Here is a 25,557-nt window from a genome sequence, read left to right as displayed (position 1 = left end):
AGTAGCCATATTCCGTATTTTTGAAAAAATGTATCTTTCCATTTCCCTTTCATTTTAACTAAAACGTATGCGTTTCTTTAAAACTTTCCTTGCGGCGCTCCTGGCTTTCTTCGTTTTTACGGGCCTGTGCTTCCTGTTGCTGCTGATGATTATCGGGAGAGCCATTTCCCGCGAGCCTGTGACGATTTCCCCCAATGGCGTGCTGGTGCTGAAGACCAGCCAGGCTTTCAACGAACAGAAAGTTGTGAACCCCGTGGCTTCTTTTATGGGAGATGAGTCTTCCGAAATCCCCGGCCTGTTTCAGGCGATAAGACTGATCCAGCATGCTACCACCGACGATAACATCAAAGGGATTTACCTGAAGGTAGATGGTAGCGGTAACGGCTTTGCCGGAACGGAAGAGCTCCGCAATGCCATCCTGCGTTTCCGTAAGTCAGGCAAGTTTGTGTACGCCTATGGTGAAGTGATGACCCAGCAGGGCTATTACCTCGCCAGCGCGGCCGATAAGGTGTTCCTCAATCCCAAGGGGGGCATCGATTTCAGCGGCTTTTCATCACAGTTGACGTTTTTAAAGGGTACACTGGAGAAACTGGAGATACAACCGGAAATTTTCTACTGCGGTAAATTCAAAAGCGCTACCGAACCCCTCCGCGAATCACAGATGACGGAAGCCAACCGTGTACAAACCCACCAGTTCCTGGGCCAGCTGTATGGTAACTACCTCCATGGCATCGCCCAGACCCGCAAGCTGGATACTGCCACGCTGCATGGTTACGCCAACGAAAACCTGATCCGCGAATCGTCAGACGCGCTGAAATACAAACTGGTAGACGCACTGAAATATGACGATGAAGTGGTGAATGAACTGAAAAACAAAACCGGTATCAAAAGTGATGAAGACCTCAACCTGGTTTCCTTCCTGAAATACAATAGTTCCGTAACCCTGAGCAACGGCACCAGCGATAATAAAATCGCGGTGATTTATGCACAGGGAGATATCATCAGCGGTGAGTCGGAAAAACAGACCACCATCGCCAGCGAAGACTATATCCACAGCATTCGCAAGGCAAGGGAAGACAAGAAAGTAAAAGCCATCCTTTTCCGGGTGAACTCCGGTGGCGGCAGTGCGCTGGCTTCAGAAGTGATCTGGCGCGAGCTGTCCCTGGCGAAGAAGGTGAAACCTGTAGTCGTATCTATGGGTGATTATGCCGCCTCCGGCGGATATTATATCTCCTGCATGGCAGACAGCATCTTTGCGCAGCCGAACACGCTGACCGGCTCCATCGGGGTATTCGGTATCATGTTTAATATGGAGAATTTCTTCAAAAACAAACTGGGCGTAACGTTCGACGGTGTTAAAACAGCGCCTTATGCTGACCTGGGCACGATGTCCCGGCCGCTGAACGACGTGGAGAAACGTTTTATCCAGGATGGCGTGGACAGCATCTACGCTTCGTTTAAATCGAGAGTGGTGGCAGGCCGCAAGCTGGACGCCGCCGTGGTGGACAGCATCGCGCAGGGCCGCGTATGGAGCGGTACCGATGCCTTGAGGCTCGGACTGGTAGACCGTATCGGTGGCCTGAACGAAGCGCTCAATTGCGCCGCCCGCCTGGCTAAAGTATCTGATTACAGAATGGTGGAATACCCGGAAATCAATAAAGATAAACTGTTCCGGTTGCTGAAAAATGTAGGCGGAGAAGTACAGGAGAGCATGGTGAAAAGAGAAATGGGCGTGAACTACGACCTGTATCAACAGTTGAAGGCGATACAGCATATCCCGGGCGATATACAGGCTAAACTGCCTTTCATGTATAAATTCTAGCCTTTAAAAATTCAAATAAAGGGGGATGAACAAACCGTTGTTCATCCCCCTTTATTTTTTAGTCTGTCCTGATATTAAAATCCACTTAAAAATTACCCGGTCATCTTCCCCGATGTCACCTCCAGGGGTTAAAAACAGCAAAAAATCATCAAAAAACAGTCAAAAAGCGATTAAAATGGGCGAAAAATGTCCCAAAACTACTTTTCCCATGGAAAAGAGGGTGCAAAGCCAAGGGAAAAATCGGGCAGAGCGTCAATTTTTTGAGTAGTTTTACGGGATTTTTAACAAACGAGACTCAGATGAATGGAGTGAAGTACAGCCAATGGAGGGCCATGCTGGCTATAACAAAAGGTAGTTTAAGAGGTATTTTCAGAAGCCCTTCAGCGGTGGTTTTTAGCCTGGGATTCCCGCTTGTGTTCATTCTCGTATTCGGCTTTATTGGTGGCGGCAGCGTATCCGTGAAAGTGGGAGTAGACAGGCATACCGATATCAACAGCCGGTTTTACGAAGGATTGTCAAAAGTGAAAACGCTGAAGCTGGTGACCGACCAGCCGGCGGCAGAGATGGAGGATGACCTGAAGAAGGGCCGTATTACCGCTATCCTCAATGTTGTGCCGCAGCCAGGGGCCGACAGCCTGCCTCATTTCCTGGTGAATATCAGGACCTCCACTGCTTCCGACGCTGGTAAAAAAGCCATTTTACTGTCTGTATTAAAAGAGGTGACAGCCCGCATCGATGACCGGGTGTATCCGCGTGCGTCCGTAGCTACTTTCACGTCCGAAGAGATACCGGGCAGGGTTTTCAAAACGATTGACTTTATATTGCCTGGTCAGCTGGGCTTTGCGCTGATGAGCGCCGCCGTTTTCGGCACCGCTTTCCTGTTCTACAGTTTAAGGCAGACACTGGTTTTAAAACGTTTCTTCGCCACTCCGATTAAACGTACCTATATTGTGCTGGCAGAGGCTTTCAGCCGTATGATCTTCCAGCTGATCAGTTCCGTGGTGATTATTGGTCTGGGACACTTCGCTTTTGGCTTTACGCTGGTACATGGCTGGGTTACTTTCATGGAAATGCTGGTATTGTCCGTCTTCGGGCTGCTGGTGTTCATGGGCTTCGGCTTTGTGGTGAGCAGCATTGCCAAAAATGAAAGCACCATACCGCCGCTGGCCAACATAGTGACGCTGCCGCAGTTCCTGCTGGCTGGCACCTTTTTCCCGATAGACTCTTTCCCTGCCTGGCTGCAGCCCATTTGTAAGGTGATGCCGCTGACCTATCTCATTGATGCCCTGCGTAAAGTGGCGTTTGAGGGGCAACACCTGTGGCACGTAGGCTGGGACATCGCTATTTTAACGCTCTGGGGAGTGGTGGTGTACGCCGTGGCGGTAAAAGTATTCCGTTGGGAGTAGCTGGGTTTTTTTATTAGCTTTGGCTTACCTAAAATCAGCTACATGCAGGCCTTTTTTATTCTTCTGGGGGCGTTGATCGTCCTGGTATTGGGGCTTTTCATATTCAGCTTGTTTCTTCCCCCTATGGTCAAAGTGGAGCGTTCGCTCATGATTCCTGCACCGGCGGCAAGGATCTTCCCACTCATCAACGTAGTCCGCAACTGGGAGCTATGGTCGCCCTGGAAAGAGCTTGACCCCGATATCGCTATTACCTATGGGGAAAAAGACAGCGGCGCCGGCGCCAGCTACAGCTGGAAGAGCCATAACCGCAACATCGGCACCGGCCATATGACGATCACGGAATCCCGACCAGAGCAGTATATCGCCACAGATACCGACTTCATGCGGATGGGCATCGCCAAAGGCGCTTTCCGGCTGGACCCTGTAGGAGAAGGCACGCTGGTCAGCTGGAGCATGACCTGCAACATGGGGCAGCACCCGCTGCGGAAGGTAATGGGCCTCATGATGGACAAATGGGTGGGGCAGGACTTCGAAAAAGGACTGGAAGGTATCAAAAGATTAGTAGTTCGTAATTAAACAGCATTATGCGTCTTTTTAAATTGTTAGGCATCAGCATCGTCGTTCTGGGCATTTTTGTATTGCTGTTGTCGCTGATGTTTCCTTCTACCGCCGTGGTAGAACGTACCGGGGTGATCCAGGCGCCCATTGACTCTGTATATGCACAGGTCAACAACCTCAAAGCCTGGGAAAACTGGAACCCATGGAGCCGTCCGGATACGACCGCTCAACTCGTGTATACTGCACAAACCGCTGGCGCCGGCGCCTCCTATAGCTGGGCCGGACAGTTCAACAGCGGGAAAGTCACCATTGTTGACAGTGAAGCCGATAAAGGCGTACACTATACCATGGACATCAAAAATATGCGCCCCGTAAAAGGGGGGATTGAACTGAAACCCAGCGCGGACGGAAAAGGCACCGCTATATTCTGGCATATGGAAATAAAACTGGGCCTGGCGCCATGGTGGAAGCTCCGGGGTTTCCTGGCCGACCGCATTTATGGTCCTGCCATGGCTGACGGACTCACCCGTCTCAGCCAGCTTTGCGAACACCCATAATCCAGTTAACCTATAGATATTTAGTTATTTTGCCATTTATCCAATATTTAAAGGTGGAGCAGTTGAATAGTTCTAAATTGTTGTCATTACCTCATTCCTCAACAAAAAAAACTACATCTGCAATGAAACACCTTTTATTGGCTGCTTTCTTCTGTATGGCCACCACGCTCGGTTTTGCCCAGGAAAAAGCCAGGAAAAGCCCACATGTAAACGTAGAAAATAAAGACATTAAAGTGGTGTATGGCCAGCCCTCCAAAAAAGGAAGGGTGATCTTCGGTACCCTCGAGCCTTTTGGCAAAGTGTGGCGTACCGGCGCTGACGAAGCGACGGAAATCACCTTCAAAAAAGACGTGGTATTTGGTGGTAAACCGGTAAAAGCAGGTACCTACACGCTCTTTTCCATTCCTGATCCCAAAACCTGGACCGTTATACTGAACGGTAAGCTGGGACAATGGGGCGCCTACGATTATGATAAGGTAAAAGGCCAGGACGTAGTATCCGTGAAGGTACCCCGCGAAACACTGAAGGCGCCGGTAGAAAAACTGACTTTCACACTGCCGGCCAATGCGGTGGTGTTTGAATGGGATGATACGAAAGTATCTGTACCTGTTAAGTAATTGCTCGCAAAGCTCTGTAAGAGAGCAAAGCGCGCTAAGATTTTTTTACTAAAGAAAGCAGAGGTGCGAAGATCAATATTTGTTGATCTTCGCACCTCTGCTTTCTTTCTTTTCTTTATTCTCTTTGCTTCTTTGCTCTCTTATAAAACTTTGCGAGACAAGTTCGCGGATGCTTTCGTAAACAGCCGCCAGCTGCTCGTCTGTGATACAATAAGGGGGAAGGATGTACAGCGTATTGCCCAACGGGCGGAGCATGATCCGCTTAGCCCGGAAGAAGCGGTGAAGATGGTCCGCCAGCTGATTCGTATACCCGTCAGCGTTGTCTGTCACCAGTTCAAAGGCGAGGACCGTTCCCAGGAGGCGTGCATTTTTAACGACGCTCATCTGCCGCAGTTCTTCCAGGAACTGCCGGTGATTGTCGTGTATCCGTTGCCGGTTGACCGCACAGGCCGGGTCGGTAAAAAGGTCGAGGCTGGCCAGGGCCACGGTGCAAGCCAGCGGATTGGCGGTGAAGGAATGTCCGTGGAACAGCGTTTTCAGTTTATCGTTGGAAAGGAACGCGTCATAAATATCGCCGGTACAGGTGGTGATGCCCAGCGCCATGCTGCCGCCGGTAAGTCCTTTGGAGAGGCAGATCATATCTGCATCCGTCTGCATATATTCCATGGCGAAGTTCTTGCCTGTTCTGCCGAAGCCGGTCATCACCTCATCGGCGATCAGCAGGATTTGCTGTTGCCGGCAGTATTGCAGGAGCTGTTCGAAGCCGTCCCTGTCATACATTACCATGCCACCCGAACCCTGCAGCAGCGGTTCAAAGATAAATGCTGCAATCTGGTCCGGCTGTTGCGCCGCTATGGAAGCAATGATCTCCGCGGCATTATCGGGGGTGGGCACATCCAGGAAATGTACTTCAAAGAGGAAATTATCGAACACGCGGGTGAATACGCTGCGTCCGCTGACGCTCATAGCGCCGAAGGTATCGCCGTGATAGGCGTTTTTAAAAGCGATGATTTTGTGGCGTTGTTGTCCTTTGTTGTGCCAGTATTGCAGCGCCATTTTAATGGCTACTTCCACAGCGGTGGAACCGTTGTCGGAATAGAACACGCGGCGTTGATTGGCAGGGAGTACCTGCAGCAGCCGTTCCGCGAGATTCACCGCCGGAGGATGCGTGTAACCGGCGAAGATGCAGTGTTGCAGCTGTAGCGCCTGCGCTGCCAGCTGCTGCGCGATGTGCGGATGCGCATGACCGTGAATGTTGACCCACCAGCTGGAGGTGGCGTCTATATAGGCGTTGTTATCTTCATCATACAAACAGGCGCCTTCGCCGCGAACAATACCGATAGGAGCAGGAGCGGTCTGCATCTGGGTATATGGGTGCCAGATGACTTCGAGGTCTCTGGCAGACAGGTTTCCTTTAATTGTTGACATGGGGCAAATGTAGGTAATTCATTTTTTATACCTGTACAACACCCGGTACAGCTCTTCTGCCTTGTAAGGTTTGGGAAGCATGTCTCTAACTTCCAGCTGTCGCAGTTTTTCGGTGGCTTCGGGCATAATATCGGCGGTGAGCACCAGGATAAAAGCGTTGGGCTGAAGGCGGCGTATCCATGGAATGGTTTCATAGCCGTTCATCTCGGGCATGTGCAGGTCGAGCATGATACCATCGAACGTCTGTTCCTGCATTTTGGCAATGGCTTCTTTCCCGTTGATCGCCAGGGTAACGGCGGCCCCGGTTTTATTGAGTTGCAGCTGCATTACCTGCCGGTTGATTTTATTGTCTTCCACCACCAGCATCTGCATACCGGTCAGCATATTCGCCGGATCGATATTCCCTTCCCGTGCAGGCATGGCCTGGGTGGCGGGCACCTGGAAGGTAACGGAGAACCGGAAGGTGGTACCCTGTTGCTGCAGGCTTTCTACCGTGATCCTGCTGTTCATCAGTTCCACCAGTTTCCGGGTGATGGCCAGCCCAAGGCCGGTACCACCGTATTCCCTGGTGGTGGCGGAATCGCCCTGAACAAAAGTATCGAAGATGCTGTCCTGTAAATGAGGCGGGATACCAATACCGGTATCTGTTATTTTAAAGCAGATGGTGACAAAGTTACCGCTGGTATTTTCAACGTGCAGTTCGAGGTCCACATATCCTTCGTTGGTGAACTTCACGGCATTGTTGACGAGGTTGTTGAGAATCTGTCCGAGCCTTACCGGGTCTCCCTGTACCAGCCCCGGAATGCCTGCATCGGTGTAGGAATGCATTTGTAATCCCTTGGCGGCGGCCAGTGGCTGGTAGTTGCCGCTGATGCCCTGTATCAGTTCATGGAGATTGAACGGGATATGTTCCAGTTCTACTTTTCCGGCTTCAATTTTACTCAGGTCGAGGATATCGTTGACGAGGCCCAGCAGGTGATTGGCGGAGAAGTGCAGGTTCTGCAACAGTTCCTGGTGCGTCGCTGTCGGCTGGTCCTGCAGTGTACCGGCAATCCCGATGATAGCATTGAGCGGCGTTCTTATTTCATGGCTCATGACAGACAGGAATTCGCTCCGGCTCCTGGCGGCATTTTCCAGTTCTATGTCCGCTTTTTTCTGTTTGTCGATGTCCATGATGATGCCCCTGAAAGCGGTGACCTTGTCATGGTTGAAAACGGGAATCCCTGTGGTACGCACCCATTTGACAGTGCCTTTGGCGGAGATATGCCGAAGGTCGATGCAATAAGGCTGATGGTGGCGGAGCAGTTGTATCTGTGCTTCTTCCAGCAGGTGTTTATCTTCCGGGTGATAGAATACCAGGTCGTTAAAGATAGCGGTGAAGTTTTCCGGCAGCTCGCGCAGGTTATACACCTGCCTGGTCCAGAATACCTGTCCGGTGACGAGGTTAAATTCCCAGCCGCCGATAAGCGCCATCTGTTGGGTGATATCGAGTATCTGGATATTCCGGGCATAGTCTGCGTTGACTTGCCGCAGTTCCAGTTCATTTCTTTTACGCTGGGTGATGTTCTGTACAAACATTAGCAATCGGCGGGGCGAACTGTCGCTGGCGGGCATGGTACGCATCTTCACGGCATACCAGTATGGCATCTCCTGGCGGATGTCGGCGTACTCATAATATTGTGGATCGCCGGTGCGCAGCAAGGTATCGGCCAGTTGCCGGAACGCGTTGGCATGTTCTCCCACGAGGTCCACCATGGGTTTACCTAATATTTCATGTTCCGGAAAAAACAGCAGGTGTTGCTGGTTGCACCACACACGGGTAAACACCAGGTTTTCGTCCAGCTCAAAGACAATATCATCGAGGGAAGAGGTGAGGGCGTGCAATTCTGCGACCAGCTGCTGGTTCGTCATTTCAAGGCTCTCCCGGCTGGAGCGGGTACGGTAGGCGTGCAACAAGGTGCCATATGTCAGTGCGATGGGCTGCAACAGCGGAATAAGCGTGGAGTGGTATCCGCCGGGTTTGTTGACCAGCCCGATCATGCCGATGGTTTCCCCATGGTGGCAGACCGGTATGCCGAGAAAAGTGCGGAATACCGCCGGGTAGCGGGATTCATCTTTGTCTGGATGGTTGCTGAGCACCGGCTTGCCTTCCAGCAGTACTTTACCGAAGAGGGTATCCATATTGGTAAAATGCTGTCCGCGTTCGAGACGGGAGCCGAAGTATTGTTGTACGTTGGCGTGCCAGTGGATATTGATGATGGCCTGTACTTCGAGATAAGGCTGATGATAATAATCCTTTTCCATGGCGCCCATAAAGCCACCTTCGCTGCCGGTGAGACTGATCAGTTCGAGCAGCAGTTCCTGGCACACCTGTGCCGGTTTGTTGTCTGCAAAGCTGGTATGCAGGGCGGTGATAATATCGAGTGCTTTCTGTTGGGGAAAACCGGTATGGTCATCAATACCATCTGCTAAGGGAAGGCTCCTGGAACTATTGCCAGAAAAGGGATTCACCAGCATGCGTAATCAGGTTTAGAGGGTTTGGGCACATTCACGGCATACGCCTGGCAAAGGCTGTATGCGATTGATTTATATTGTTACAAAATGGTTTCTCAAGCTGGCGAACGGTTATGGAACGGGAGAGGGGATTGCCTCCGGCAATCCCCTCCTTAAATATACAAAAAAACATCAGATAGATATCTTATTATTTCCGCATACCGTTGTTTTTAAACAGGGAGTAGGCGGTCTGATAATGCGCTACGCTGTGAGACAGCAGGGTGCTGTCCATAGGGGCTGGCTGCTCTTCATTTTGGGCAGGGTTCCAGGAAAAGCACTGCGCTTTTTGCTGAGGACTGAGAATCACCATTTTACCTGTTTCGAGGTAAGCCAGTTTCTGGTAGGTGCTTACCATCGCACGGGGCTGATAGCTGCTGTCGAGCACATTTTTACCATAGAAGTTGGTGTTGTAGGACCAGTGCAACATTTTCAGCAGGGTAGGGTAGATGTCGATCTGGGAACACATGACCGGTATTTCCTGTGCCGCGGCGCCGGGCACATTGAAGAAGATACAGGGGATGTGGTATTTGCTCACTTCTATCTCGTTCTTCCCGGCGCTGCTGGCGCAGTGGTCGGCCACAAAAATGATGACCGTGTTTTTATACCACGGTTTATCCTGGATGGTTTTCAGGAACTGGCCGATGGCATAGTCGGTGTATTTAACGGCGCCTTCGCGGCTGGTGCCGGAGGGGATATCAATTTTACCAACGGGATAGGTAAAGGGGCGGTGGTTGGAGGTGGTCATGATAAAGTCGTAGAAAGGTTTGCCCGCGGCATATTTTTCATCGGCGCTTTTGATAGCGGCTTTGTAGATGTCTTCATCGCAGACGCCCCAGGCATTTTCAAACTGCACGGCACTGTCGGGGATGTTGGTCCGTTTTGCTGCCAGCTGATCATCTACCAGGCGATGCCGCAGGCGGTCGGTGATATCGTAGCCGTTGTTGCCGAAGAATTTGTTCATGTTATCGAAATACCCGTCGCCTCCATAAAAGAAAGTGGCTTCGTAGCCGTTTTTGCGGAAGATGGTGGCGGCGGAGAACAGGTTTTCGTTGTTGCGGCGGCGTACAATACTCTGACCGGGTGTAGGCGGTACGGCGAGCGTGAGGGCTTCCATGCCTCTCACCGTGCGGGTGCCGGTGGCGTACATGTTGGTGAAGAGGATACCGTTTTGTGCGATGCTGTCGAGTACCGGTGTGATATTTCCCTTGTTACCGAAGCGGGTCATGAAATCGGCGCTGAAGCTTTCGATGGTGACCATGATGATGTTTGGCTTTACCGGCGCGAGGGTGTCGGTAATGCTGCGGTAGATGCTGTGCCCGTTGCCAAGGTACTGTGCATCGGGTGACTGCAGCTGCTGGCGCACGGTGGTAAAGGCCTTGTTGTCATCTTCCAGCAGGTAGTATTTGTCGTATGCCAGTTCATTGTTGAGATAGGCGGAAACAAAAGAGTAGATGCCCGCTTTGGACAGCTCCTGCTGGTAACGGTTTTTGCTTTTCTCCGCCCAGGTGTTGCTGACCAGGAAAACATGTATCAGCAGCCCGCCCAGCAGCAGGATAAATATCGCTATCCTTTTGGAGAAGGGGGTGCGGGACTGGAAGCTGTTGCGGAACATCCCCCGGCGGCTGCACCACCAGGTGAGCAGCGCAGTGGCCAGCAGTACACCGCCGATCAATAAAGGCAGCGGGTATGACTGGTTGATGTTGCTGATCACCTCATAGGTGTAGATGAGATAGTCTACTGCGATAAAGTCAAACCGGCCGGCGTACTCGCCCCAGAAGGTGAACTCAGCGAAGAAAGAGAAGATCACGATCATCAGCGCCAGGAAAAAACCGGTGTAGGTGAATGCGCGGTTAAGGAGGCTGTTGTTGAGCTTTTGCGGCAATAGCAGCAGGTACAGGGCATAGGCGATGGTGAAGAAGAGGGCGACGCCGACGTCGAACACGAAGCCTTTTGCATAGGCGGAAAGGATACCGGTAAGGGAAAGTCCCGCTTGCGGGAAGGCCCAGATGATTAACGCGGTACGTACTAAAAAGGACAGTACGAGGAACAGGCCGGCAAAGCCGAAGAGAACGGCGTACCGATTTTGGACAGATTTCATGGCTGTATAAATGTGGCCGCAAAGGTACACCGTTCCCCGAAAGAAAAAGCAGAAATTGTTACAGATCGAATTTAACCGACAGGTTGATGGTACGGCCGTCTATAGGGCCCCACAGCGGTGCGAACCGGGGGGTGCTGATGGAACCGGTGAACAGTGGCGCGTGTTTTCCCTGACGGGCGTCGAAAATGTTTTCGCCGTTCAGCACCAGCGTCACATGTTCTCCCAGTTTACGGGATATCATGGCTGCCCAGAACCAGTAATTGGGCGCTTTCTGGTTGTTTTCCAGATATTGGTTGCCTATCCAGCTGTTTTCGATGCCAAAACGCCACTTCTCTTCTATTGCGTAGGCCAGGGTGGCGGCGAACTTGTCCTGTGGTGCAAAGGCCATCCTTGTAGAGGCGTCGTCGGTATATTCAGACACCGTGTGATTGTAGCCAAGATATAGTTCTATATGGTCCAGCTCAAGGCGTACATACGTATCGGTACCCAGACTGTTAACGGCATATGGCTGATTGACCAGCATTACTTTATCAGCGCTGGTGACCGGCAGGATGGGGTTTGTGATATGGGTGTAGTACAGCGCCTGGTTCAGCGTCACGTCTACCTGTCCGAATGTGGTTTGGTAGTTGCCATCGAAGTTGATGCCTTCGCTTTTTTCGGACCGGAGGCTGGCGGCCAGTGGCAGCAGGTTGCGATAGCCAATGGTTTGCGTTTGCGCAGAGAAGATGGCGGGCGATTTGTAACCGGTGCCGCCGCTGAGCCTCAGGCTGAGGCTTTCAATGGGTTTGTACACGAAAGCCAGCCGCGGCAGCACATACCAGCCAAATACGCTGTGATAATCGGCACGGACGCCGGCTTCGGCCATTACTTTGTCGGAGAAATGATAACCATCCTGTGCGAAGGCGCCCATCGTGTTGTAGGTGTAATTACCCAGCAGAGTGCTGTCGCCATTGGCGCGGCGGTATATTTCGCCGGTATTGTTGAGACCTATTACCCAGTCATGCCGGCCTTTCTTTTTGTTATAAGCTGCTTCCAGATAGGTATTAGTCTGCCGGCCGTTGAGCGGGAACCCGCCGGCTATATTTTCGAGGTGGAAGAAGCTGGCGACGCCTTTGACCGTAATGGTGCCGCCGCCCGTATTTTTCAGGGTCAGCTGTAAGTCGGCGCTATGGCGCCCGCTGTTATTGCTTTCCGTATAGGGGTGGCTGTTAGCCGGTCTCCCGTCAAATGCCTGCATATCACCCCCTTCCCTTTTTTCGATGGTGCCGGTGTAACCTGCCACCAGTGTTGTGTTGGCATTAGGATACCAGAAGAAACGGGGGTGCAGCAGGTATTGCCGTACGCGGGGCACATCGCTAAAACCGTCATCGTTCACATCTACCGGGTTTTGCGTGGTAACGCCGGCAAAGAGCGTAAGACCCGTTTTGCCATAACGTTGTGCATACCAGAGGTTGCCGTTGGTTTCTTTCAGCGTGCTGCGATTGGCGAGGATGGTCAGTTCCGGCTTTTGCCCCGGTGTTTTGGACACGAAGTTGATCATACCGGCGATGGCGCCGCCACCGTACAGTGTGGATACGGAGCCTTTGATGACCTCTACCTGTTTCAGGTCCAGCGGAGGGATAGCCAGCACGCCGAAGCTGCCGCTGAGACCTTCGTATACCGGTACGCCATCGCGCAGCAGTTGCGTGTATTTTCCATCCAGTCCCTGCATACGGATAGCATTGTTGCCGTTGACGGCCGAAGTGTTCTGTATATGTATCACAGAGAGATCGCCGAGGATGCTGGCCACGTTGCCGGGTTTGATGCCGCTTTCTTCCGTCATTTCTTCGCGGCCCAGTATTTCCACTTTCATGGGAAGATCGGCGATGCGGCTATTATTTCTGGTGGAGGAAATAACGACCTCATTCAAATCAGCTATTTTACTGACAGCTGGCTCGTGCGTGGTGTCCCTGTGAAGGGTGTCTTTAACGGGAGCGTCTATACGCTGTTGTGCGGAAGCGGAGGCAAGGGTGATACATAAAGCGCCTGTTATAATAAGTGTTCGCATGGAGGTACAACTTTGATGATAGATTCTTTTTCCGGTACAAAGAAAAAAAGAGAATCTGGTGCAAATCTGTACTAGCGGGAGGCGGTGAAAATATGGAGATTATCGAGGTATTGATAGGTGATGTGAATAGCATAGGAGTCGCCTATTTTTTTGACGATAGCGAGCCCCAGCCCGTTGGAGTTGGTATAAACCGGGTTGTTTTTCCGGAACCGCTGAAATACGTTTGCGGGCGGTATTTCCGGCAGGTGGCTGGTGTTGGCGATACGGAAGGTTTTATCAGTGAGGGATAGGTGGATGCGGCCACCGGGGTAGTTGTATTTAATGGCATTGCCGAGCAGGTTACTGATCAGGATGTCGGCCAGCGCGGGATGTAACGGCCACCGGGCGACAGGTACAAGGGAGGTTTCTATGGTCAGTTCTTTTTCGTGCACCAGTTCTTCAAACAGGGAAAGGTATTGGGTGAGCACCTGGCAGAGGTCTGTCTGCAGGGTAACGGGGAATTGCTGATTTTCTATTTTGGCGAGCAGCAGGAGGTTGTGATGAAGGCGGGATAGGCGTTGCAGCTCCTCGCCGGCCTGACCAATATTTTTCAGTTGTTCTCCTGAAAGGTTTTCATCCTGCAGCAGCAGTTCCAGCTTGCTTTGTGCAATGGCGAGGGGCGTTTGCATTTCGTGGGCGGCGTCTTCTGTCAGCTCTTTTATGTTGATATAATCCTGATGGATACGGTGGGTCATCTGATTCAGCGTTTTATTGAGCTGGTTGAATTCGTAGGTGGACGCAGGAGCAAAGCGCAGCGTCTCCATTTTGTTGAGCTGCAGCTGCTGTATCTTGTCCAGTGAGCGGTAGAAGGGGCGCCATATCTGCCGGCTGATGAACCAGTTGGAGAGCACTACGAAGAGGAGCAGTCCACCGAAGGCGAGCAGCATTACGGTGATGATATTTTTCAGCAGGTCATCTTTTTCTATCATGGATTTGCGCAGTATCATCTGGTAATGCTGGCCATGCAGGTTGATTACCTGCGATAGTTCCCGGAAAGGAGCGTATGTGTCTTCGGTTTCCTGATAGAGGGCAACGCCTTTGAGCTTAAATTTTTGTTGTACCGGTTGATGGGTGGGGATGAGCCGGAATTCCTGGGTTTGAAAGCGGAAGATAGGATTGTTAACACTGGCGGTATCGAGATAACGCAGCCATTCCAGGTGGTCATTGACCAGCTCCTCATCCGTTTCGTGTTTAATTTCTTTGTTGAATTGGTGGAACAGGTAGAAGGCGCCGGCAGCAAACACCGGCAGCATGAGAATAATAAAGTACAAAGTGGTTTTGGTAAGAAGTTTCATGTATCGTATGCTGGTTTAGCCAAAACGGTATCCCGTGCCGTAAACGGTTTTAATATAGTCTTCTCCGCCTGCTTCCAGCATTTTTTTGCGGAGGTTTTTGATGTGGGTATAGATAAAATCATACGAGCCCGCCTGATCGTAGGCGTCGCCCCATAGATGTCCGGCGAGGGCTGATTTGGTGACCACACGGTGTTGATTGGCGATGAAATAGAGGAGCAGCTGGTATTCCTTGCCGGTGAGCGTAATAGCGTTATCGTGTACGAGTACTGCTTTGGAAGCGGGTATGACTGTGATTTCGGAGAAACTGATGTGGGTGTTGCCATCAAAATTTTTGCGTCGCAGCAGGGCGTTGATGCGGGCATTCAGTTCCGAAAGGTGGAATGGTTTGGTGAGGTAGTCGTCAGCGCCGAGTTCGAGCCCGCTGAGTTTATCTTCGAGGGAGTCTTTAGCGGAGATGATGATGATACCGGCCCTGGATTTCAGTGTTTTCAGTTCATGCACCACATCCAGGCCGCTGCCGAATGGCAGGCCGATGTCAGCTACGATGCAGTCATATTCATGATCGGTTACTTTGTCTATTGCCGCGCGGAAGTCTGCTGCCACTTCACAGATAAAGCCCTGGTGTTCCAGGTACTCGCGGATACTGTTGCGTAACGAAGGTTCATCTTCTATGATCAGCACTTTCATTCTGTAAAATAACTGTTGGAAAAATAGCCGCTAAGGTAGTGGCCCGTCGCCTGTTGAAAGGCAATAAGGCAAAAGTAGGAATTAATTCTAACGGTGATAGTCATGATTATTGTCGATTTGTTTTGATGTATTTGTTATTTTATTTATGTGTAATAAATTAATATTTATACATTTTGATATTTTAAATTAACATGTTTTGTGTTTTTGTTGTGATGATGCGGTTACTTTAAAGTAGTCACTGATGTATGGTAGGATGTATATATGGTATAGCGGCAGAGATAAAAAAAAGGGCATCACGGAAATCAGTGGTCATCATGCCTGTCAAAGTTAAATCCGGATGGTATTATTTATCGTTTATATCTACAAAGCCATATTACAGATGTGTAGACGAACGCAATTAATCGATATGGTACTGGCGCATAAGATAAGACTGGCCCTGGACGGCGACGTGTTACAAAGGGGGCCTGGGAACCAGCAATAACTAAGTGCCTGATAAACAGGTGATAAGTCACAACGATCATGTAGCATATAAATTTCCGGCAGGATTATCCGGAAATAATTTGACAAATGGATTTCCCTTACTATGACAACCCTTATCATGAACTATCCGTATGATGTTTATGGGGTTTAGTGCCGCGTATCCGGCAGGCCCGTATTGTCTGCATTTTATACTATACCTGATGATAACCGGTACGCCTGTACGGGTACCACTGATGTTTTGATACTCAAAAACACTTAACCTTGAGCAACAAAGAAACCAAAGAGCTGTTTGACCTGATGAACCAGGTACCCAATGCGCGGAGGGTAGCCCGGGAATACCGGCGTTTGATGAAGGAAGGTAAGCTTGACCCAAAAAGAGATATTACGGATGCCGGCGCCGGATGGCTGGCGGTAGAGGACGAGTTAGTGCAGGGCGACGAGGCTAAATCGTATAACTACACTGTGCCCGGCATTTGTATCAGCATCATCCTGGCGGGATTATGTCTGAGCGGATGGTGGCAAAGCAGGCATGAGAAAGAGGTGATCCGTCAGCTGGCCCTGAATGAAAGGGCGGGGGCGGCATTGCGGGGCCCGTATGGGATGGAGGCCGCTGGTGGCGCTAAAATGAAGGACGGGGTATATACTTTTCACGATGCTTCCCTGAATGAGATCCGGGGGATGATTGACAAACGTTTTGCGATCAAGGTAATTTTCGATGAGCCGGAGATGTCGTTGCGCCGGTTCACGGGTTGTATGGACCCTTGCCAGTCGCTGGACGCCTTTATGAGCGTGGTGAAATACAGCAGTGCGGTGGATTATTATTTCAAGGGGTCTACGCTTCATATCCGCGCCTCACATTAATGCCCGGGTATCAGGGGAGGCCTGCGGGGGCTCCGATGGCAGCGCGTATAAACTTCTTTAATCCCTTTTCCCTTTGCCATAACTCCCTGGAGGCCAGCCAGCAAACGAAGGCTTCCTGTCTGCTGCCGGGCGGTATCTCCTGCCGGTACCCGGTAAACTCATCTGCCGGAAACTGATGGCTGGATTTGAGCAGTTCATCCGCCATATGGGGCCATGCCAGGCGGGCTTCCAGGAAACGTGCTTTGGCCTGTGGCGCCAGTCCCAGTTTATAAAGGGCCAGGAACGAGAAAAACGTATTTTCCAGAGTATGGCTTTCGGCGGGTTGTTGCTGATACCATTGCAGGTAAGCTTCATAACGGCCGAGGTGCATGTAGCAGGCGGGCAGCAGGGAGGTCGCGCCGGTGTCGTCCTGCGGGTTGATCTTCAGCAGAAAACTGATCTTTTGCAGCGCCCGCTCATATTGTTTTTCCTTCATGTACTCGGGAACAACCGCCTGGATGGCGCGCAGAAAGGGCCGGTTTTCCAGCAGGTGCCAGTAGACATGGTCCCTGCCCGGCTGAAAATCCGCCGGCAGCGCTTCCATGCAGATCAGGTGCGCCCTGTGTATAAGCGCGTTCCCTTCTATATGGCGGCCGCTCCTGTTGAGGATAACAGCCAGTGATAGCAGGGCATCGATATGGCTGTGGCCACAGGCGTGGATGATTTTGCGGAAAATCCTCTCTGCGGCCAGCGGTCTAGCCTGCATCATGTCCATGGCGTATAGCAGCTCGCCGTGATAGGCGGCCATTACAGCCGGCTGATGAAACATCCATATGTCGCCGTCTTTCGTGAAATAAGGTAGCCCTGGCATATCCTCCGTTTTTTTAGCGATGAACCATGCTGCAAGATTACAGATAATCCAATTGGCATTTGTTAACCACTTCTAAACACGGACAATTATTTTCAGATTTTTTTATTTTCCTCCCGCCCGTTATTTTTCCATGATGATGGAGGGGACTTTACCGGTGTATTTCCGGATATCGTTGGTCAGATGGGCATGGTCGTAGTAGCCGTAGTCGAAAGCGATCTGCAGCAGGCTGCTGCCGGGATTTTTCCGGATATGCCGGTGTACGGCCTGGTAGCGGATGATATTGGCGAATGCTTTGGGGGTAACGCCGGTATGTTTGAGAAACTGCCGTTCCAATTGGCGGGGCGTCAGGAAATGAGCGCGGGCCAGGTCGCCGATCCGGATAACGCCCTGGTGCCGGCGGATGGTCTCTATCACGGGCAGCATGTCGCGGGAGGCGTGGGTGATGCGTTCCAGCAGGTATTTATCCAGCGCGGGAACAAAATGATCCCCGGCAGCCTGCAGCAAAGTCACAAGCTCCTGCCCGAATTCGATGCATTCGTCGGCAGTGTCCTGTAAAGGCAGGCGGTAAAAGGAATTGAATGCGGCGGGCTTGAAACGGATGCCGGTCAGGCGCGCTATACCAGGCTGACAGGAGTCTGAATAGCGGGTCATGGTACCGATCAGATACGCTTTTTCCGGCGCCAGCAGCTGTTGTTGCGGTGTGCCGGCATCGCTGACAGCGGCATCACCGAGATTGCAGATAATATCCACACAGCCATCCGGCAGGATGCGGCTTACGGCCGCCGGTCCTGCCACGGAAGCAACGGTCCAGTAAGCGTCTATATATGGCTCCAGTAGCGGATGTGGTTTATATTGCCGGTACATGTCATAAAGGTAAAAAGAAACGTCCATTATCGGACGGGAGGTGTACGATAATGAAACATTTACGGCCGGCGTACCTGATGTAGTGCCGCACCGGATAAGGCTTTCCGGTGGTGGCAGATTTATTGCAGCCTGCCGGTGGCAATTTCTTTCATATGCTGAAAAATTATATCAAGATAGCCTGGCGGAATATCAGTCGCAACAAGGTGTTTTCTGTTATCAACATTACGGGGCTGGCCATCGGTATCGCCGCCTCCCTGCTGATCCTGCAATATGTAGCGTTTGAACTGAGTTATGAACAATCGCACGAGAAAGGAGACCGTATTTACCGGGTACGGCAGGAGCGGTATGAAAAAGGACAACTGCAGACAAACTGGGCCGCCGGCGCATTTGCGATAGGCAATCATTTTAAGGAAGCTTTTCCTGAAATAGAGGATTATGTAAAACTGGTCAAACAGCAGGAGGTGTTGCTGGACAACGAGCAACGGAGTGTAAAAGTATCCTCTGTGTATTGGGCCAGCAGCGCTTATTTTAAAGTGTTTTCCACACCGCTTGTCACCGGCGACCCTGCCACGGCGCTGGCGGCGCCCAATACCGTCGTGCTTTCAGAAAGCATTGCCCGTAAACTGTTTGGGAAAGAAGATCCTATCGGTAAAATCATCCGCCAGAATCACCATCGTATTTTTAAGGTGACAGGCGTATACAAAGACATGCCGTCCAACACCCACCTGAAGGCCGATGCCATGTATTCCTATGCCAGTTACCAGGATATGGTAAAGCCGGACGATCCTGAAACAGGATGGCAGTGGGACGGTTGTCTGACCTATCTGCTGCTCCGCCCGGATGCCGATCCCCGCAAACTGGAGGCGAAGTTCCCTGCGCTGGTGAGCAGATACTACGTGGACGTGCCCAAAGAGTTCACTACAAAATATTTTCTCCAGCCGTTGAAAGACATCCATCTGTATTCCCATCTGATGCTGGAAGCGGAGACTAACGGCCAGGGTAATACGGTTTATTTATTGATGGGCATTGCCTTGTTTATTATCGGCATCGCCTGGATCAACTATATTAATCTCGCTACCGCGCGGGCTATCAACAGGGCGGTGGAAGTGGGCGTGCGCAAAGCGATCGGCTCCCGCAGATCACAACTGGTGGCGCAGTTCATGATCGAATCGGTCATGCTGAACGGGATGGCGGTCGTAATGGCGCTGTTCCTCGTGGTTTTTTCTATCCCGCTTTTTAATAGTGTAACAGGGCAACAGCTTTCTTTTTCGTTGTTGTATGACCGGCTTTTCTGGACCGTATTAATGGCGCTGTTCATTACCGGATCTTTCCTGTCAGGCCTATATCCTGCGTTTGTGCTTTCCCGTTTTAAACCGGTGGTGGTGCTGAAAGGCAAGGCGATCTCTTCGCGCCAGGGCAGCACGCTGCGCAAATCACTGGTGGTGGTGCAGTTCGCCGCTTCCCTGTTTTTGCTGGTGGGCATGCTCACCGTTTTTAAGCAGATACAATTTATGCGTTCGCAGCAGCTGGGCATCAACATTGCGCAGACACTGGTGATTAAACCACCGATCATTTACACTGACTCTACCAGGATGCGGCAAACACAGGCTTTCAAAGAGCAACTGATGCGGGAAAGCAATATCCATAGCGTAACGGTATCTTCCATTGTGCCAGGTGAAGCCTCCCCCCTGAACGTCGGCGGCATACGCCTGATAGAGCAGCACCAGACTGAGGGCAAGCAGTTCCGCGCCATCAACGTTGACTATGATTTTGTACCTGCTTATCATCTGAAGCTGGTGGCAGGCCGTAATTTCGACCGTGACTTTGGTATGGATGGGGCAGAGGGAGCGGTAATTTTCAACAGGACCGGTATCCGCAGGCTGGGATTTGATAATCCGGAACTCGCCGTCGGCAAACTTATCTTCTTCTGGGGAGACACCCTGAGAATTGCCGGTGTGGTGGAAGATTTTCACCAGCAATCGCTGCATGATGCCTATGAATCCCTCATTCTCCGCCTGCGGCCTGATGTGAGGGGATATATTTCCGTCGGCGTATCGCCGGATAATGTCAATGCCACCCTTGCCGCGGTACAGCGGAACTGGAATACTTTTTTCCCGGCCAATCCTTTCGAGTATTTTTTCCTGGATGAACATTTTGACGAGCAATACAAGGCCGACCAGCGGTTTGGAAAGGTGTTCGGCATCTTCACCGCGCTGGCCATCCTGGTGGCCTGTCTCGGCTTGTTCGGGCTGGCGTCTTTCACCATTGTGCAGCGTACCAAAGAAATCAGTATCCGCAAAATACTGGGAGCTTCCGTCCCGGAAATTGTGCAGTTGCTGTACCGTGAATTTGCCTTGCTGATCGTGATCGCTTTTGGTATTGCCACGCCGGTGGCCTGGTTCAGCGTTACCCAATGGCTGAAAGGATATGCTTTCCGGACAGAGCTGTATTGGTGGCTGTTCGCTCTTCCGTTTGTGCTTGTGCTGCTGATTGCTTTCCTGACGGTGAGCTTCCAGAGTATCCGCGCTGCGCTGTTGAACCCGGCGCATAGTTTGCGGTCTGAATAGTTGGGTTGCAACAGATAAAGTCCGACATTTACGATGATGTAAGTGAATGTTTATCTGTTAAAAAAATCCAATCAGCGTATATGGAAATCACCGTAAGAAAGGCAGTAAAGGAAGACCTGCCCTTGCTGCTTACCTTCGAGCAGGGCATTATTTCGGAGGAAAGGCCATACGATCCTACATTACAGGACGGGACCATTCATTATTACGACGTTGCACAGATGATAGCGGCCGACCATGTAGAGGTAGCCGTGGCTGTGGCAGGCAACCGGCTTGTGGGTTCCGGCTACTGCCGTATTGAACCGGCATCCAGGCCCTACCTCAAACATGATAAACAGGGATATCTCGGCTTCATGTATGTAGACCCTGCTTTTCGAGGCCAGGGCATCAACGCAAAAATCGTGGCTTTTCTGAAAGAATGGGCCTATCTGCAGGATGTACTGGAACTGCGCCTCGATGTGTACGCCGACAATGAAGCGGCAGTAAAGGCATACGAGAAAACTGGCTTCAAAAAACACCTGGTAGAAATGCGGATGGACCTTAGAGATGATCCTACTTATCTTGCACAGTGAAGACAACATTACTTAGCACCGGCCAGCCTGAGCGCCAGCTCCATGGGCTGGTCGGCGCCGTTTATGACAGCGGCTGCCGTTAACAGTACGACATAATCCGGCGGCGTGCCATGGCCCCGTTGAAGCGCTGTATCTACTGCATTAAAATATTCCTGAAGCGGTACCGTCAGTAACAACGAAACAGGCGGCAGGGCAACGACCGGCATCATGCCGCTGGTATTACCCTGGTAACCACCGCCGGTTTCTTCCCCAATGAAAATTGCCTTTTCTATCCTGTCCCAATAACGGAAAGGTTGTGTAAAAAAATGCCGCGTGAAATAGACAGCGTTGCCGTCTGTACCGCCGGTATTGCCGCGAAGGTCTACGATCAATTGTTGAATACCCTGCCGCTGCAATTGAAGAAATACCCGATCGATATATTTTCTGAATTGTTGCCCTGTTCTTTTGATATCCGATGTGGCGAACGAACGGATGGTGAGAATGGCTGTTTTTCCCCGGAGGGTAAAACTGAGCGTTTCTTCCGGGACAGGTACCTTCAGAAAGCCGGGACGCGCCAGTTCCCCAAACCGGGCGGCCGGTATGGAGACCGCGCGGCCATCGGCCAGCGTCAGCGTAAAAGCGCTGGAAGGCCCGATCATGGAGCGGTACCAGGTGGGGAACTGATGGTACAGCGCTTTGTATTTCATCGTTTGATTATAGCCGTCCGCCGGAATGGCGGGTAGCAGGACCGCCAGCAAGTCCTGAATACTTTTACCGTTAATAGCCGTGACAACAGTACCGGGCAGCAGGCTGCTGTCTGCCGAATAATTTTTTGTGATCGTCGCCTGCCTGTCGTCGAATAATAGTTGTAAGGGCAGTAAATTTGAATGGCTGTCCAGTTGTGATACGAAAGCCGGTGGTAGCTGTAGCCCGGTGTGCAGGCAGCCGATCGAGTAAACAAAAGGTTTTACCTTGCGGTAGATTTCCAGTGTGGTCAGTGAATCTGCCGTAATGGTGGCTTTCAGTGAATCGGTATAACGTTGTGCCGTGCTTTTGGAGCGGTAACGGTAATATCCCGGATGACTTTCGTCCAGCTTTTTGGAAAGGGTATCTATCAGCTGAATAACAGTGGCGGCGGGATAACGCGACGGGGTGTCGGCGGGCACGGGCTGAATCGTAAAGAGGGCCAGGGACAGCAGGGGTTGGCAGGGACCATTTTTTATTTTCAATATAAAAACAGTGATTGTTAAAAAGGTGTGAATTAAGGAAACTTTAAAAAAACGTACAGCCGGCGGCGTTACTGCTTTTATATCCGCAATTGAACAAAATCTGTCTCAAAAACGGACATTTTTTACATTGTGTAATATGTATATTATTGAATATTAATATATTGATTGTTGGCATCCGATTGGAAAACTGGTTAGTATGATTACCAACTATATCCGGACCGCTGTCCGTAGCTTGTGGAAAAACAAAGTATACAGCTTCCTGAATATTTTCGGGCTGATGACAGGCATTGCCTGTGCCGGTATTATCTTCCTGTGGGTGGAAGACGAAGTGCAATACGACAGTATGCATGAAAAGAAAGACCGGTTATATGCCATTTTACAACATTGGCAGTACGATGGTTATAAACGTACTTTCTGGTCTACCCCGGCATTGATGGGCCCGGCCATTCAGGCGGAATTTTCCGGTGTGGCCCGCACCTGCCGGACTACGGAAGGAGCGGTGTCGGCCATGTTCAACAATGGTCAGACGGCTTATTATAGCCCCGGGATGTATGCCGACAGCACGCTGTTCAGCATGTTCACCTTTCCTTTTGTGGAAGGAGATGCCCAAACTGCTTTTACACAGCCTAATTCGCTGGTAATAACGGAAACGGCTGCACGTAAATTCTTCGGGCAGACGACCAATCTGCGGGGTAAGTTGCTGAAGATGGACAACCAGCAGGAATACATGGTAACAGGCGTATTGAAAGACCTGCCACAGAACTCCACCCTTCGTTTTGAGTGGCTGGCGCCTTTTCAGACTTACCTTAATGCGCACAAAGCGCTGATGTCCTGGGATAATAATGCGGTCAATAATTTCGTGGAACTGGTGCCAGGCACAGATGTGGCGGCACTGAACCGGCAGCTGGCGGGTTATGTAAAAGAGAAATTCCCGAAAGCCATCTCTTCGCCATTTCTGTTTTCCATGAATGACTGGCGGCTGCGGAATGAATTTGCGGATGGAAAGCAGACCGGTGGCCGGATCGGCTATGTACGGCTGTTTACCGTGATAGGATGGATCATCATTTTTATTGCCTGTATTAATTTTATGAACCTGGCGACGGCGCGCAGTGAAAAACGCTCCAAAGAAGTGGGGGTGCGTAAAGTATTAGGCGCCGGAAAAGGCCGGCTGGTAATACAGTTTATCGGTGAGGCGATGCTGATGTCTTTGATGGCTGCTGTTATGGCGGTGGTGATCATCAGTCTCCTGTTGCCGGCATTTAACGCCATGGTAGGCAAACAGATCGAACCGGGGCTGCAGCATCCGGCACACTGGATGGCGTTGCTGGCTATCGCCCTGGTGACCGGATTGGTAGCCGGTAGTTATCCTTCCCTGTATCTCTCGTCCTTTAACCCGGTGAAGGTGCTGAAAGGCATCAAAACGCCCGGTGGCAGTGCTGCCTTTATCCGCAAAGGACTGGTGACGGTACAGTTTACGGTGTCTATTGTGCTGATTGTGTCCACCATCATCATCTATCAGCAGATAGAACATGTGAAGCACCGGAAGCTGGGCTATAACAAAGACAACCTGCTGGAAATGGACGTCACCGGCAGAATGGGACAGGACTTTGCCGCTATTCGCCAGGACCTGCTGAATACGGGATTGATAGAAAATGTGGCACTCTCCGACCATGCTACTATTTACGGCGGTAACAATACCAATGCTTTCCGCTGGCCCGGATCACCGGAAAGTGGTTTCCTGATCTCCAACAGGAGCGTGACGCCTGGGTTCTTTGCTACCTCCGGCATGGAGCTGACACAGGGGCGCGATTTCCTGTCCGGGGCCGCGGTGGACAGTTTCAGCGTAGTGATCACCGAATCGCTCTCCCGCTTAATGGGAGCTGAGGGAGGTGTCGGCCGGAACCTGCTGATACCGGACGATGAACAAAATAACTATCGTCCTTACCGGATCGTAGGTATCGTAAAAGATTATGTATACGGGAACATATACGGCAAGCCGGACCCCGTGGCGTTTTTCAAGCGCGACAATGATCCCAGGGTGATGTATATCAGGATCTCTGCTGCAGCCGATCCGGAGCAAGCCGTGAAAGGAATAGCGAAGGTGATGGCGAGGGACAATCCCGGTTATCCGTTTGCTTTCCGCTTTGTGGACGAGCAGTTTAACGCCATGTTCAGCAGCGAGCAGTTGATAGGCAGATTATCGAGGGTATTTGCTTCGCTGGCTATCATTATTTCCTGCCTGGGATTATTCGGGTTGGCCGCTTATACCGCCGAGCGCAGGACTAAAGAAATCGGAATCCGTAAGGTGCTTGGCGCCAGTGTAGCGGGCATTGCGCGGCTGTTGTCCGTGGAGTTCCTGAAGCTGGTACTGTTATCCGCAGTGATCGCATTTCCGCTGGCATGGGGCATTATGGCTTACTGGCTCGATCAGTTCAGCTACCGTACCGCTATTCACTGGTGGGTGTTCATCCTGGCGGGAGGCATGGCAATTGTGATTGCACTGGCCACCGTCAGTTATCAGGCTGTGCGCACAGCGGTGAGGAATCCGGTAAAGAGCTTACAGACAATGTAGCCGACATAATACGGCGGCGGTGCCCCAGGCCCCAGTCCATCAGCTGCATGACAATCTGCTCCAGGGTTTTACCGTAAGGGGTGATCTCATACTGCACCGTCACCGGTTTGGTGGAACAGACCGTCCGCTGTACCAGCTGATTCAGTTCGAGCACCTGTAACTCGCGTGTCAGCATCCTGGCGCTGATGCCTTCCACTTCCTGCTGCAGTTCGGTGAATCGTTTCCGCCCACGGCAGCACAGGACCGCGATGATCAATACTTTCCATTTGCCCTGAAGAAGTTCCATGGCATCGTTCAGGCCTCTTGTCTTGCCCTTGTAATCACACCCGGGGTGCCGGTTGACAGCTGCTTTCATGATAATAAAATGAATGAATGTTTGTAAAAGTAAACATAAGCGATCTTCCCGCTGTGAGATTTCTGTCCCCCTGAAATAATATGGGTTATTAGTAATATGTGTTAAATTTGCCGTATTATCTGTT

The 25,557-nt window shown here is 51.2% G+C and carries 20 protein-coding genes; 10 read left to right on the top strand and 10 right to left on the bottom strand.

Annotated elements, in window-relative coordinates; all coding sequences use genetic code 11:
• Nucleotides 1–67: 67 nt before the first annotated feature.
• From sppA to B5D63_RS23545, 6 genes are all read left to right on the top strand, one after another.
• Nucleotides 68–1,822 carry a signal peptide peptidase SppA gene (sppA, locus tag B5D63_RS23570; protein ID WP_078671284.1) on the top strand — a complete coding sequence of 585 codons (1,755 nt, stop codon included), beginning with the start codon at nucleotides 68–70 and terminating at the stop codon, nucleotides 1,820–1,822.
• Nucleotides 1,823–1,847: 25 nt separating this feature from the next.
• Nucleotides 1,848–2,090, top strand: a complete 243-nt coding sequence (locus B5D63_RS23565) for a hypothetical protein (RefSeq protein WP_078671283.1) — start codon at nucleotides 1,848–1,850, stop codon at nucleotides 2,088–2,090.
• Between the two features lie 31 nt (nucleotides 2,091–2,121).
• On the top strand, nucleotides 2,122–3,228 hold the full coding sequence (locus tag B5D63_RS23560) for an ABC transporter permease (RefSeq protein WP_078671282.1): 1,107 nt from the start codon (nucleotides 2,122–2,124) through the stop codon (nucleotides 3,226–3,228).
• Nucleotides 3,229–3,270: 42 nt separating this feature from the next.
• Nucleotides 3,271–3,804, top strand: a complete 534-nt coding sequence (locus B5D63_RS23555) for an SRPBCC family protein (RefSeq protein WP_078671281.1) — start codon at nucleotides 3,271–3,273, stop codon at nucleotides 3,802–3,804.
• Between the two features lie 8 nt (nucleotides 3,805–3,812).
• Nucleotides 3,813–4,343, top strand: coding sequence for an SRPBCC family protein (locus B5D63_RS23550; protein ID WP_078671280.1), 531 nt, complete (start codon nucleotides 3,813–3,815; stop codon nucleotides 4,341–4,343).
• A gap of 122 nt (nucleotides 4,344–4,465) precedes the next feature.
• Complete coding sequence (locus tag B5D63_RS23545) at nucleotides 4,466–4,960, top strand: DUF2911 domain-containing protein (protein WP_078671279.1); 495 nt, start codon at nucleotides 4,466–4,468, stop codon at nucleotides 4,958–4,960.
• Between the two features lie 72 nt (nucleotides 4,961–5,032).
• Here B5D63_RS23545 and bioA read toward each other — a convergent pair whose 3' ends face one another.
• From bioA to B5D63_RS23515, 6 genes are all read right to left on the bottom strand, one after another.
• Nucleotides 5,033–6,388, bottom strand: coding sequence for an adenosylmethionine--8-amino-7-oxononanoate transaminase (gene bioA / locus B5D63_RS23540; RefSeq protein ID WP_078671278.1), 1,356 nt, complete (start codon nucleotides 6,386–6,388; stop codon nucleotides 5,033–5,035).
• An 18-nt stretch (nucleotides 6,389–6,406) separates the two neighbouring features.
• The gene (locus B5D63_RS23535) at nucleotides 6,407–8,905 is read right to left on the bottom strand and encodes an ATP-binding protein (RefSeq protein ID WP_078671277.1); all 2,499 of its coding nucleotides are present in this window, start codon (nucleotides 8,903–8,905) and stop codon (nucleotides 6,407–6,409) included.
• Between the two features lie 184 nt (nucleotides 8,906–9,089).
• The gene (locus tag B5D63_RS23530) at nucleotides 9,090–11,039 is read right to left on the bottom strand and encodes an LTA synthase family protein (RefSeq protein WP_078671276.1); all 1,950 of its coding nucleotides are present in this window, start codon (nucleotides 11,037–11,039) and stop codon (nucleotides 9,090–9,092) included.
• A 58-nt stretch (nucleotides 11,040–11,097) separates the two neighbouring features.
• Complete coding sequence (locus B5D63_RS23525) at nucleotides 11,098–13,086, bottom strand: TonB-dependent receptor plug domain-containing protein (RefSeq protein WP_078671275.1); 1,989 nt, start codon at nucleotides 13,084–13,086, stop codon at nucleotides 11,098–11,100.
• Nucleotides 13,087–13,157: 71 nt separating this feature from the next.
• The gene (locus tag B5D63_RS23520) at nucleotides 13,158–14,420 is read right to left on the bottom strand and encodes a sensor histidine kinase (RefSeq protein WP_078671274.1); all 1,263 of its coding nucleotides are present in this window, start codon (nucleotides 14,418–14,420) and stop codon (nucleotides 13,158–13,160) included.
• Between the two features lie 15 nt (nucleotides 14,421–14,435).
• On the bottom strand, nucleotides 14,436–15,107 hold the full coding sequence (locus tag B5D63_RS23515; protein WP_078671273.1) for a response regulator transcription factor: 672 nt from the start codon (nucleotides 15,105–15,107) through the stop codon (nucleotides 14,436–14,438).
• Between the two features lie 741 nt (nucleotides 15,108–15,848).
• Between B5D63_RS23515 and B5D63_RS23510 the strand changes: the two genes are divergently transcribed.
• On the top strand, nucleotides 15,849–16,448 hold the full coding sequence (locus tag B5D63_RS23510) for a DUF4974 domain-containing protein (RefSeq protein ID WP_078671272.1): 600 nt from the start codon (nucleotides 15,849–15,851) through the stop codon (nucleotides 16,446–16,448).
• A 10-nt stretch (nucleotides 16,449–16,458) separates the two neighbouring features.
• On the opposite strand, the gene B5D63_RS23505 is transcribed toward B5D63_RS23510, so the two are convergent.
• On the bottom strand, nucleotides 16,459–17,298 hold the full coding sequence (locus B5D63_RS23505; protein WP_078671271.1) for a hypothetical protein: 840 nt from the start codon (nucleotides 17,296–17,298) through the stop codon (nucleotides 16,459–16,461).
• A 120-nt stretch (nucleotides 17,299–17,418) separates the two neighbouring features.
• Entirely contained in the window at nucleotides 17,419–18,189 is a 771-nt protein-coding gene (locus B5D63_RS23500) for an AraC family transcriptional regulator (protein ID WP_078671270.1), read from the bottom strand.
• A 125-nt stretch (nucleotides 18,190–18,314) separates the two neighbouring features.
• Between B5D63_RS23500 and B5D63_RS23495 the strand changes: the two genes are divergently transcribed.
• Both B5D63_RS23495 and B5D63_RS23490 read left to right on the top strand, forming a co-directional pair.
• Complete coding sequence (locus B5D63_RS23495; RefSeq protein WP_078671371.1) at nucleotides 18,315–20,729, top strand: ABC transporter permease; 2,415 nt, start codon at nucleotides 18,315–18,317, stop codon at nucleotides 20,727–20,729.
• 80 nt (nucleotides 20,730–20,809) lie between these two features.
• Complete coding sequence (locus B5D63_RS23490) at nucleotides 20,810–21,298, top strand: GNAT family N-acetyltransferase (protein WP_078671269.1); 489 nt, start codon at nucleotides 20,810–20,812, stop codon at nucleotides 21,296–21,298.
• Nucleotides 21,299–21,306: 8 nt separating this feature from the next.
• Here B5D63_RS23490 and B5D63_RS23485 read toward each other — a convergent pair whose 3' ends face one another.
• Entirely contained in the window at nucleotides 21,307–22,506 is a 1,200-nt protein-coding gene (locus B5D63_RS23485) for a S41 family peptidase (RefSeq protein WP_078671268.1), read from the bottom strand.
• Between the two features lie 196 nt (nucleotides 22,507–22,702).
• Here B5D63_RS23485 and B5D63_RS23480 point away from each other — a divergent pair, with 196 nt between their 5' ends.
• Nucleotides 22,703–25,078 carry an ABC transporter permease gene (locus B5D63_RS23480; RefSeq protein ID WP_078671267.1) on the top strand — a complete coding sequence of 792 codons (2,376 nt, stop codon included), beginning with the start codon at nucleotides 22,703–22,705 and terminating at the stop codon, nucleotides 25,076–25,078.
• Here the strand turns inward: B5D63_RS23480 and B5D63_RS23475 are convergent.
• Nucleotides 25,017–25,433 carry a winged helix-turn-helix transcriptional regulator gene (locus B5D63_RS23475; RefSeq protein ID WP_078671266.1) on the bottom strand — a complete coding sequence of 139 codons (417 nt, stop codon included), beginning with the start codon at nucleotides 25,431–25,433 and terminating at the stop codon, nucleotides 25,017–25,019. The two genes, B5D63_RS23480 and B5D63_RS23475, sit on opposite strands and share 62 nt — an antisense overlap.
• Between the last annotated feature and the right edge of the window lie 124 nt (nucleotides 25,434–25,557).

The organism is Chitinophaga eiseniae, from assembly GCF_900167135.1.
GTDB lineage: Bacteria > Bacteroidota > Bacteroidia > Chitinophagales > Chitinophagaceae > Chitinophaga > Chitinophaga eiseniae.
The sequence above is the reverse complement of the archived record's forward strand: the minus strand, read 5'-3'. Positions and strand labels throughout refer to the sequence as shown.